9 protein-coding genes are annotated in these 9059 nt (G+C 75.6%); 8 read left to right on the top strand and 1 reads right to left on the bottom strand.

All coding sequences use genetic code 11. The features are described from left to right. The first annotated feature begins 56 nt into the window (after nt 1-56). From ACL02U_RS25170 to ACL02U_RS25185, 4 genes are read left to right on the top strand one after another with little or no spacing between them, the layout of a single operon-like run. Nucleotides 57-242 carry a hypothetical protein gene (locus tag ACL02U_RS25170; protein ID WP_412793208.1) on the top strand — a complete coding sequence of 62 codons (186 nt, stop codon included), beginning with the start codon at nt 57-59 and terminating at the stop codon, nt 240-242. Next, nucleotides 239-1651 carry a DUF6286 domain-containing protein gene (locus tag ACL02U_RS25175; protein ID WP_412793209.1) on the top strand — a complete coding sequence of 471 codons (1413 nt, stop codon included), beginning with the start codon at nt 239-241 and terminating at the stop codon, nt 1649-1651. Before ACL02U_RS25170 ends, ACL02U_RS25175 begins: the two co-directional genes overlap by 4 nt. Beyond that, nucleotides 1651-2241: a hypothetical protein gene (locus tag ACL02U_RS25180; protein ID WP_412793210.1), complete on the top strand. Its 591-nt coding sequence runs from the start codon at nt 1651-1653 to the stop codon at nt 2239-2241. The genes ACL02U_RS25175 and ACL02U_RS25180 overlap by 1 nt, the downstream gene beginning before the upstream one ends. Next, nucleotides 2231-3190, top strand: a complete 960-nt coding sequence (locus tag ACL02U_RS25185; protein WP_412793211.1) for a YihY/virulence factor BrkB family protein — start codon at nt 2231-2233, stop codon at nt 3188-3190. The genes ACL02U_RS25180 and ACL02U_RS25185 overlap by 11 nt, the downstream gene beginning before the upstream one ends. Nucleotides 3191-3327: 137 nt before the next feature. On the opposite strand, the gene ACL02U_RS25190 is transcribed toward ACL02U_RS25185, so the two are convergent. Continuing rightward, nucleotides 3328-4326 (bottom strand): potassium channel family protein, encoded by a 999-nt coding sequence (locus tag ACL02U_RS25190; protein WP_412793212.1) that lies wholly within the window; start codon nt 4324-4326, stop codon nt 3328-3330. A 400-nt stretch (nt 4327-4726) separates the two neighbouring features. On the opposite strand from ACL02U_RS25190, the gene sigK reads away from it, so the two are divergent. The 4 genes from sigK (at nt 4727) to ACL02U_RS25210 (ending at nt 9000) form a co-directional block, all read left to right on the top strand. Further along, complete coding sequence (sigK, locus tag ACL02U_RS25195) at nt 4727-5311, top strand: ECF RNA polymerase sigma factor SigK (RefSeq protein WP_412793213.1); 585 nt, start codon at nt 4727-4729, stop codon at nt 5309-5311. Beyond that, nucleotides 5308-6060, top strand: a complete 753-nt coding sequence (locus tag ACL02U_RS25200) for an anti-sigma factor domain-containing protein (RefSeq protein WP_412793214.1) — start codon at nt 5308-5310, stop codon at nt 6058-6060. Before sigK ends, ACL02U_RS25200 begins: the two co-directional genes overlap by 4 nt. 424 nt (nt 6061-6484) lie before the next feature. Next, nucleotides 6485-8242, top strand: coding sequence for a molybdopterin-dependent oxidoreductase (locus ACL02U_RS25205; protein ID WP_412793215.1), 1758 nt, complete (start codon nt 6485-6487; stop codon nt 8240-8242). 95 nt (nt 8243-8337) lie between these two features. Next, nucleotides 8338-9000 (top strand): fasciclin domain-containing protein, encoded by a 663-nt coding sequence (locus ACL02U_RS25210; RefSeq protein WP_412793218.1) that lies wholly within the window; start codon nt 8338-8340, stop codon nt 8998-9000. Nucleotides 9001-9059: the final 59 nt, after the last annotated feature.

The following is a 9059-nucleotide window of genomic DNA, read 5'->3' on the forward strand; positions in this document are numbered from 1 at the left end:
CTCCCCGGCATGAGACGCAGGCAGCGTGTCCAGGTGAAGGCGGAGGGCGGCAGGGCATGAGCGCACCGTTGGCAGGGATGATCGCGGGGATGGCCCTGGCGTTCGCCGGGTACTTCGGCGGGTTCGGAGCGTTCCTGCTGGTGGCCGCCCTCGGCGGCCTCGGCTGGGCGGCCGGCCGCTGGGTCGAGAACGGCGGCCGCGCCCCGGATGTGCGGGACTTCTTGGAACGGGGCAGGCGATGACCACTGCTGTTCAGCGGGGCACCACCACGGTCAGCGAGCGTGCCGTGCGCCGGATCGCCGAGCGAGCCGCCGCCGAGGCCCTGGCGGACCGCCCCACCGCGCGGACCACGAGCAGCACGGCGTCCGTGCGCGCGGGCCGGGCGAAGGTGTCGGTCGACGTGGCGCTGCCCTATCCGGTGCCGCTGGCCGGGACGGTGGCGCAGGTGCGGGATCATGTGGCCCGGCGCACCCGGGAGTTGACCGGGCTCGACGTCCCGGCCGCGCACATCGGGGTCGCCTCGCTCGCCCCTCCGCCCGACATCACCGCACTCGTCCCACCGGCCGGGCCCGCGTCACCCGCCCCACCGGCCGGGCCCGGCTCACCCGCTCCAGCGGCCGGTGGAGCCTCCCCGTCCCTCCCGACCGGCTGCACACCGGCCGCGCCCGCCGCCGGTGCCGCCCCGGTGGCGGGCGCGACGGTCGACGGCGCCTCCGTCGCCCCGGGCAGCGCGGGCAGCGCGGGTACATCGGTGGGACCGGCCGGGCCGGCCGGGCCCACCGGCGCGGACACGGCGGACGGGTCGGGGAGGGCTGCCGGCCCGGAGGCCGCGGCGGCCGGCCGCGCACCCCGGCGGCTGTGGTCCCCGCGCCGGGTCCCGGCCGCCGTTCAGGCCGCGGCGGCCGCCGCGGCCTGCGGCGTTCTCGCCGCGGACCTGATCCTGGTGCACGCCGGCCACCGGCCGGCCGCCGCCTGGCGCGTCGCGGCCGTGCACTGGCTGTCGCAGCACGGAACGGGCGACCGTCCCGTGGTCGTGGCGGGCGTGCTGGCGGCCCTGCTCGGGCTGTGGTCGCTCACGCTCGCCGTGACACCGGGTCTGCGCCGCCGCTCGACCGTGCGCACCCGGTCCCCGCGCGTCGTCGCGGCGGTGGACCGGGCTGCCGTCGCGACGCTGGTCGAGGACGCGGTGCGCGGGGTTGCCGGGGTCGGGACGGTGCGGGTCCGGGTGCGTCGGCGCCGTATCACCGTGCGCGCCGGGCTCCGCTTCGGGGAGGGCGCGCAGGCACGGGCCGACATCGAGGCGGCGGCGGGCGAGGCCGTGGCCGCCTGCGGGCTGCGCCGCGTCCCGCGGCTGCGGGTGCGGATCCGAACTGCGGCCGACGCAGCCCGGCAGACCCCGGCCCGGGCGACAGCACCGGCACCGGCACCGAAACCGGCAATGGCACCGGCATCGCGCGAGGCGGCCGACGCGGAGTTCGCCTCGGCGGCCGCCGCGGCACCGGACTCACCCCGCGGCACGAAACCGGACGCGGGAGCAGCCGGCGCGCCGCACCCGGCGCCGCCCCCCGGACCGCGGTCGGCACCGCCGCCGGCACCCGAACGGCATCCCGCGTCCCGCGCCCTCGGCGGCGCTGCGGAAGGGGAGGCCTGATGCGGCAGACCCGTACCGCCGTCAACCGGTTCGCCCTCGGCGCGGTCGGCCTCTCGCTACTCCTCGCGGGCGCCTGGCTCGCGGTCACCGGCAGCGCGGTCGCCGGGCGGCTGCCCTCCTGGTGGCCCGGGCCCGCCGCCGGGCACCACGCGCTGCTGGCACCGGCCCGGTTGGCGCGGCTGCGGGCGGAGAGCTGGTGGACACCCTCCGTCCTCGCGGCCGCGGTCGCCCTGGCCGCGCTCCTCGGATGCTGGTCCCTGACCCGGTTCCACTCCGGCCGGCGCCGACCGCTGCGACCGGCCGGTCCGGGCGGCACGGTCCGGGCGCAGGCACTCGCCCGGGCACTGACCGGGCGTGCGGCGGCGGTGCCCGGAGTCGTCCGCAGCCGCGCCCGGGTGCTGCCCCGGCCGCGTCGCAGGCTGGAGGTGCGGGTGCGGGTGTGGCTCCGCCCGGACGCGTCCCCGGAGGCCGTGCTGCCCCTGCTGTGCGCGGTCGCGGCGGAGGCGGAGGAGTCTGCGGCGCCGTACACCGCGCACACCCGTATCCGGCTCAGCGCCGCCGCACCGCGCCGCAGACGCCGTGTCCGCTGAGCCGTACGCGGGCAACGCCCGCCCCGCCGTCCGCCGCACGGTCGCCTCCCGGCTGCCCGCCGAGTGGTGGCCGGCGCTGCGGCGCACACCGGCGTCCCTGTGGAACGACGACATCGCGGACCACGCGGCGGCCCTGACGTACTACGCGATCCTCGCCGTGCTGCCCGCGCTGCTGGTCACCGTGCTGGCGTTCGGGCTGATCAGTCCGGGTACGGCGGAGGAGTTCGTCGCGCACGTCACCGCCTACGCGCCCGCCGAGTCCGCGGCCGACCTGCATGCCGTGCTGTCTCGCGTGCTCGGCGCGGACGGCGGCGTCTGGCCCCTGCTGGTCGCAGGTACCGCCAGCGCGCTGTGGTCCGCCTCCAGCTACCTCGCCGTCTTCCGCCGGGCCCTGCACGGCATGCACCGGGTCGAGGACCGGCGTTCGACGTGGCGCCGGATGCACCGCATCGTGCTGACCGCGCTGGTGCTGCTGGCGCTGCTGCTGAGCGGCTCCCTCGCCCTGCTGCTGACCGGGCCGCTGGCCGAGGCGGCGGGCCGGCTGCTCGGTCTGGGGAGCACCGCCGCCTGGGGCTGGAGCGTGCTGCGCTGGCCGCTGCTGCTGTGCCTGGTGGCGCTGCTGGTGGTGGTGGTCTTCCACACCGGCCCGGCCCCGGCCCGCAGGCGCCGGCACAGTCTGCCCGGCGGTGTCCTGGCGGCCGCACTGTGGCTGGGCGTCTCCACCGCGTTCGCGCTGTACACGTCCGTGCTCGGCGCGTACAGCAGGCTCTACGGCTCCCTCGCGGGCGTCGTCGTCTTCCTCGTCTGGCTGTGGCTGTCCAACCTGGCGCTCCTCACCGGTGCCCAGTTCACCGCGGAGCTCGCCAAGGACGGCGCCGCGGACCGGGCCTCGGACCGGGCCTCGGGCAGCGGCGCGGACCGGGCCGCGGACGGCGCCGCGGCTCCGTAGCAGCCCGGCCCCGACGCACCCGCGGTTCCCGGGACCGCGGGTGCGTCGGTCCGTTCGCGGGCGGACGGGACGTGACGCCACCGCTCGTACGGCCCGACGACGGCCGCGCCGGCGCGGAACGGACCGCTCCGCGCTGCTCAGAAGCCGTGGTCGCGGGCGTAGGCGGCCAGGATCCGCTCGCGCGGGCCCCCGGTGTGCAGGAAGCGCTCGTCGACCACGGTCGCGAGGTCGTCGAGGGCGGTGGCGAGCACGGCCGCGGCGCCTCGGGCCTCCGGGGTCCCGAAGTGGCGCGTCCGCTCGGCGAGGTCGGCTGCGTAGCCGAGGGTGAGGGCCAGCGAGGTGTCCCCGGGACCGTCGTGGAAGTAGTAGGACTCCGGGTACTGGAGGAAGTCCACGCTGGTGCGCGCGATGTCGGAGGCGAGCCGGTCCAGGACGGCCGGCCCCGGAACCACGGCCGCCGGGCCCTCCGCCGGTCCGGCCACCAGTCCCGGCTCCGGCCCGAGCTCCGGTCCCGGCTCCGGTCCCGCCGCCGGTCCCTCCGCCGGTCCCTCCGACGATCCCGCCGCCCGTCCGGCCGCAGGACGAGCCGCCGCCTGCCCGGCCGCGTGTGCGGCGCGGCGGAGCTGGGAGATGCGCAGCGCCAGCGCGCGCCGCCGGGCCAGGGCCGGATAGATGCCGAGGATCCAGGACACGGTGGCGGTCAGCAGGGCGAAGCCGACCACGGCTTCGAGCGGTGCGACGATGCGCAGCCAGGCGGCCGCGGGCGCGATGTCGCCGAGGCCGAGGGTGGCCACCGTGGTCAGGGAGAGGTAGAGGGCGTCCACCGGTCCGGAGTGCTCGGAGGGCTGCAGCCTGCTGGAGAAGGAGAACCCCTCCGGCATGTGCGGCCAGTACACCAGGGACCAGCCGACGGCCATGGTGCAGGCCCAGGTGCCCACCACGAGCACCATGCCGACGGGCCCCGCCAGCCCGGCGGTGCGGCTGCTCCGTCCGCCCAGCATCGACAGCCGCCACAGCCGGGTCATGACGAACCTGCTCAGCCCGCCGTGGCGGGTGGGATGCCACAGGGTGTGGAACACGTCCCGCAACATGATCAGCACCACCGCGGCGCCGATCAGTGTGACCAGCCAATCCATGCGACCTCCCGGTCTCGCCTGCCTCGGGTCAAGCATGGGTCGGACAGCGCGCGGACTCGATCGCGCGCCACGCCGGACCCCGGGACGGCCCCGGGGCGGTGGCTCATTCGGCGGTGGCTGATGCGGCGGTGGCTGATGCGGCGGTGGCTCTTTCGGCGGTGTCCCCTCCGGGCCGTCCCTTCGGTCCGGGCGGGCCCTTCGGTCCGGGCGGGCCCGTCGGCGCCGGGCGGGCTGGCAGACTTCGGGGTGGCCGGTTTCCGGCCGCTCGGCCGGCCCCGCCGGCCCGCGGTGGGCGACCGGACCCACGGGGAATCCGGTCGTTTTCCTCGTTCCCCCGACCAATCCGTCGTCCCGTCGGGACCGGATTACGTCCGGAGATGTCCCAACCGCGGAGGCCCCCGTGAAAGAAGCCGTGTACATCGGCAGAGATCCCTCGTCGGAACCCGACCTGGAAGAGCTGGTCGGCCGCGTGGCGCTGGGCGACGAGGACGCTTTCGCCTCCGTGTACGACGTCGTCGCGGGACCGGTCCTGGGCGTGGCGCGTGCCGTGCTGCGGGACCGGGCCCAGTCGGAGGAGGTGGCCCAGGAGGTCCTGGTGGAAGTCTGGCGCACCGCTCCCCGCTACCGGGCCGACCGCGGGACGGCCATCAACTGGATCCTCACCCTGGCGCACCGGCGGGCGGTCGACCGGGTGCGCTCCGTGGAGGCCGCGGCGGCCCGCGACCACAAGGCCGCGCTGCTGGACCGTACGCCCGAGTTCGACGAGGTGACCGAGCAGGTCGAGGCGCGGCTCGAGCGGGAGCAGGTGCGGCGCTGCCTGCGCACCCTGACCGAGATCCAGCGGCAGGCGGTCACGCTCGCCTACTACCGCGGGCTGACCTACCGCCAGGTGGCGGACGCGCTGACCCTGCCGCTGGGTACCGCGAAGACACGGCTGAGGGACGGGCTGATCCGACTGCGCGACTGCCTGGGGGTGACCGCATGACCACCGCCGACCTGCACCGACTGACCGGCGCCTACGCCCTGAACGCCCTGCCCGACGACGAGCGCGACGCCTTCGAGCGCCACCTGGCGTCCTGCGAGCCGTGCACCCAGGAGACCGGGGAGCTGTCCGCGACCGCGACCCGGCTGGGGCTCGCCGTCACCGTGACGCCCCCGGGGGAGATGCGCGCCCGGGTCCTGGGCAGGATCTCCACCGTCCGGCAGCAGGCGCCGGGCCCCCTGGCCGCGGTCCGGCCGGGCCGTTCCGCACTGCGGGGCCGCGCCCTGTCCCGGTGGGCGCTGGCCGCCTGTGTGGCGGCCGCCGCGGCGTTCGGCGGCACGGCGGTCTGGGAACACCGGCGCGCCGAGGACGCCCTCCGCCAGGCGCAACGCGCGGAGCAGAGCACGGACCGGATCGCCGCCGTACTCGCGGCGCCCGACGCCCGCACGAGCACGGCCGCGCTGGAAGGCGGGGCCACCGGCACCGTCGTCGTCTCCGCCAGCAGGGACCGGGCCGTGTTCGTGGTGTCCGGGATGGCGCCTCCGCCGGGTGGGAAGGTCTACCAGCTCTGGTACAACGACGGCGGCACCATGCGGTCCGCGGGTCTGATGAACCCGGGCCTCACCGACCAGGCCGTGCTGCTGCGCGGCGATGTCGACGGCGCTTCCGGCATGGGGGTGACGGTCGAACCGGCCGGGGGGTCGCAAGAACCCACCTCCGCGCCGCTCGCCCTGCTCCCCTTCCCGACCTGAGGTGACGGCTTCCCGACCTGAGATGACGGCAGCACCTCGTCCGCCGGCCTCCCCCCGGGGCCCCGCACCGATGGTGCCGGTGACGCCGGTGACGCCGGTGACGCCGGTGACGTAACGCCGGAACGGCTTCTCCCGCCCGCCTTCCCCTTCCGCCGGAGGGGGAAGGCGGGCGTTTTCGTTCCCGGTCGTCACCCTTTCCCTCACGCCCGTCCCTCACGCCCGTCGCTCACGCCCGTCGCTCACGCCCGTCGAGCGGCGGCGCGCCGCCGGTCCTTTTCCCGGCCGGAGCAAGCAGAAAGTCCGATTACCTTTCAGTACCCGGTGGTAATACGGAGCGAAAGCCCTTCCGGATGGGTGCAAGAAACAAATTCATCCGATCCGGTGCACGACCAATCCGCCGCGCAGGCGGAGCCGTATTCCCCACGTGACCGACACCGAGAGGGAAGACGCTCCCCGCGACTGGCTGCGGCCGGTGGCCGGCGCGCTGAGCGGCGCCGTTGCCGGATTCGCCGCGCTGGCCGCGGCCGAGCTGGCTTCCGCGGCGGTCCGCCCGCAGGCCAGTCCGGTCGTCGCGGTGGGCGGTGCGGCGATCGACCGCACCCCGGCCGCGGTGAAGGACTGGGCGATCCGGAATTTCGGAACCGACGACAAGCTGGTTCTCAAGTCCGGAATTCTCGCCGTGCTGGCTCTTTTCGCGCTGGCGCTCGGAATGCTCTCCCTGCGTTTCCGGCGCGTCGGTGCTGCCGGTGTCCTGGTGTTCGGGTTGGTCGGAGCGGTGGCGGCGGCCGGGAGGCCCGACGCGGGCGGCCTGGACGCGCTGCCGTCCGCGGTGGGCGGGGTCGTCGGAGCCCTGCTCCTCTACGTCCTCGCCGGCCGCCTGGCCCGCCGGCCGGCACGGGAGCCCGGAGCCGCAGGGTCCACCGCCCGCACGGACGGCACGGACCCCGCCGGCGGCGGAAGCGGCACGGACCCCGCGGAGGGCGGCGGCACCGACCCCGCGAAGGACCCGGACCCCGCGGAGGACGCGAGCGGCGCGCGTCCCGCGGACGGAGCTGCCCCGGCGGGCGTGGCGCGCGCTGCGCGCGGTGGTGACTGGGATCGACGGGGTTTCGTCCTCGCCGCGTCCGCTGCCGCTGCCGCGTCCGCCGGGGTGGGGCTGCTGGGCCGGACCCTGAACGGCAACCGGGGTCAGGACGCGGTGGCTTCCCGAAACCGGCTGGCCCTGCCGAAGCCCGCCTCCCCGGCACCCCCGGTACCCCGCGGAGCCGGGCTGCGGATCCCCCAGGTGTCCCCCTTCCTCACCCCGAACGCCTCGTTCTACCGGGTCGACACCGCCCTGGTGGTGCCGAAGGTCGACGCGACCGCATGGCGGCTGCGCATCCACGGCAAGGGGGTGACCCGGCCGGTCACCCTCTCCTTCGCCGACCTGCTCCGGCGCGACCTGGTCGAACGGGACATCACCCTCACCTGCGTGTCCAACGAGGTCGGCGGGCCGTACGTGGGCAACGCCCGCTGGATCGGCGTGCGCCTGGCGGAGCTGCTGGCCGGCTGCGGGGTCGTACCGCCTTCGCGGGGCGGACCGGCCGACCAGCTGGTGGCCCGGTCGGTGGACGGGATGACCATCGGCAGCCCGGTCGAGGACGTGATGGACGGCCGGGACGCGCTGCTGGCCGTCGGGATGAACGGCGAGCCGCTGCCCTTCGCGCACGGTTTCCCGGTCCGCATGGTCGTGCCCGGCCTGTACGGCTTCGTCTCCGCCTGCAAGTGGATCGAGGACATCGAACTGACCACGTTCGACGCCTACGACCCCTACTGGGTGAAGCGGGGCTGGGCGCGGCGGGCGCCGATCAAGACCGAGTCCCGCATCGACACGCCCAAGCCGTTCGCCCGTCCCCGGGCCGGCACGGTCATGGTGGCCGGTGTCGCCTGGGCCCAGCACCGCGGTATCGACCGGGTCGAGGTCCGGATCGACGACGGCGACTGGCAGCAGGCCCGTCTCGCCGCCGAGGACAGCCGCGACACCTGGCGCCAGTGGTCCTACCCCTGGCAGGCCACCCCGGGCAGTCACACCCTCACCGTGCGCGCCACCGACCGCACCGGCCGCCTGCAGACCGAACAACGCACCCGGACCATCCCCGACGGGGCGTCCGGATGGCACTCCGTGGTGGTGACCGTCGACTGACCGACGAGCCGTCCGCCACCCCCCGCAAGCACCCCTCACCCGCGCAGGCGAGCGCAGCAGGCGCCGCCCCGAGCAACAGGAGAGAAACCATGAGGATGAACACCCGAGCCCGCCGTACCGCCGTCACGCTGGCCGCCGCGGCCGTGCTGCCGCTCGCGCTGAGCGCCTGCTCCGACAACAGCAGTGACTCCGCCGACTCCGGCACCTCGGCGAAGGCGGCCGCCTCGGCCACCGCCTCCGGCGACGCCATGGCGGACTCCGGCAGCACCGCCTCCGCCATGGACGGCCCCTTCGGGCCGGCCTGCTCGGCGGTGCCCGAGAGCGGCGCCGGCTCCTTCGACGGCATGGCCAAGGACCCGGTCGCCACGGCCGCCTCCAACAACCCGGCCCTGTCGACGCTGGTCTCCGCGGTCAAGAAGGCAGGTCTGGTCGACACCCTCAACAACGCCCAGAACATCACCGTGTTCGCGCCGACCAACGACGCCTTCGCCAAGATTCCCAAGGCCACCCTGGACAAGGTCCTCAACGACAAGGCCGAGCTGACGAAGATCCTCACGTACCACGTCGTGGGCCAGAAGCTCACCCCGCAGGACCTGCAGAACGGCTCCTTCGAGACGCTGGAGAAGTCGAAGCTGACCACGTCCGGCTCCGGCGAGTCGTACACCGTCAACGACTCCGCGAAGGTGGTCTGCGGCAACGTCAAGACCGCCAACGCCAACGTCTACATCATCGACTCGGTGCTGATGCCGACCTCCTGACACCGGGACCGCGGGGGGGGGGGAAGGGGGGGGGGGGGGGGGGGGGGAGCCGAAGGGGT

The sequence above is a fragment of the Streptomyces sp. MS06 genome, from assembly GCF_047200655.1.
Taxonomy (GTDB): Bacteria; Actinomycetota; Actinomycetes; order Streptomycetales; family Streptomycetaceae; genus Streptomyces.

Excerpts from the sequence above, each read along its gene's own strand:
- ACL02U_RS25170 (WP_412793208.1), top strand. The coding sequence starts at position 57 with ATGAGCGCACCGTTGGCAGGGATGATCGCGGGGATGGCCCTGGCGTTC.
- ACL02U_RS25175 (WP_412793209.1), top strand. The coding sequence starts at position 239 with ATGACCACTGCTGTTCAGCGGGGCACCACCACGGTCAGCGAGCGTGCC.
- ACL02U_RS25180 (WP_412793210.1), top strand. The coding sequence starts at position 1,651 with ATGCGGCAGACCCGTACCGCCGTCAACCGGTTCGCCCTCGGCGCGGTC.
- ACL02U_RS25190 (WP_412793212.1), bottom strand. The coding sequence starts at position 4,326 with ATGGATTGGCTGGTCACACTGATCGGCGCCGCGGTGGTGCTGATCATG.
- ACL02U_RS25200 (WP_412793214.1), top strand. The coding sequence starts at position 5,308 with ATGACCACCGCCGACCTGCACCGACTGACCGGCGCCTACGCCCTGAAC.
- ACL02U_RS25210 (WP_412793218.1), top strand. The coding sequence starts at position 8,338 with ATGAACACCCGAGCCCGCCGTACCGCCGTCACGCTGGCCGCCGCGGCC.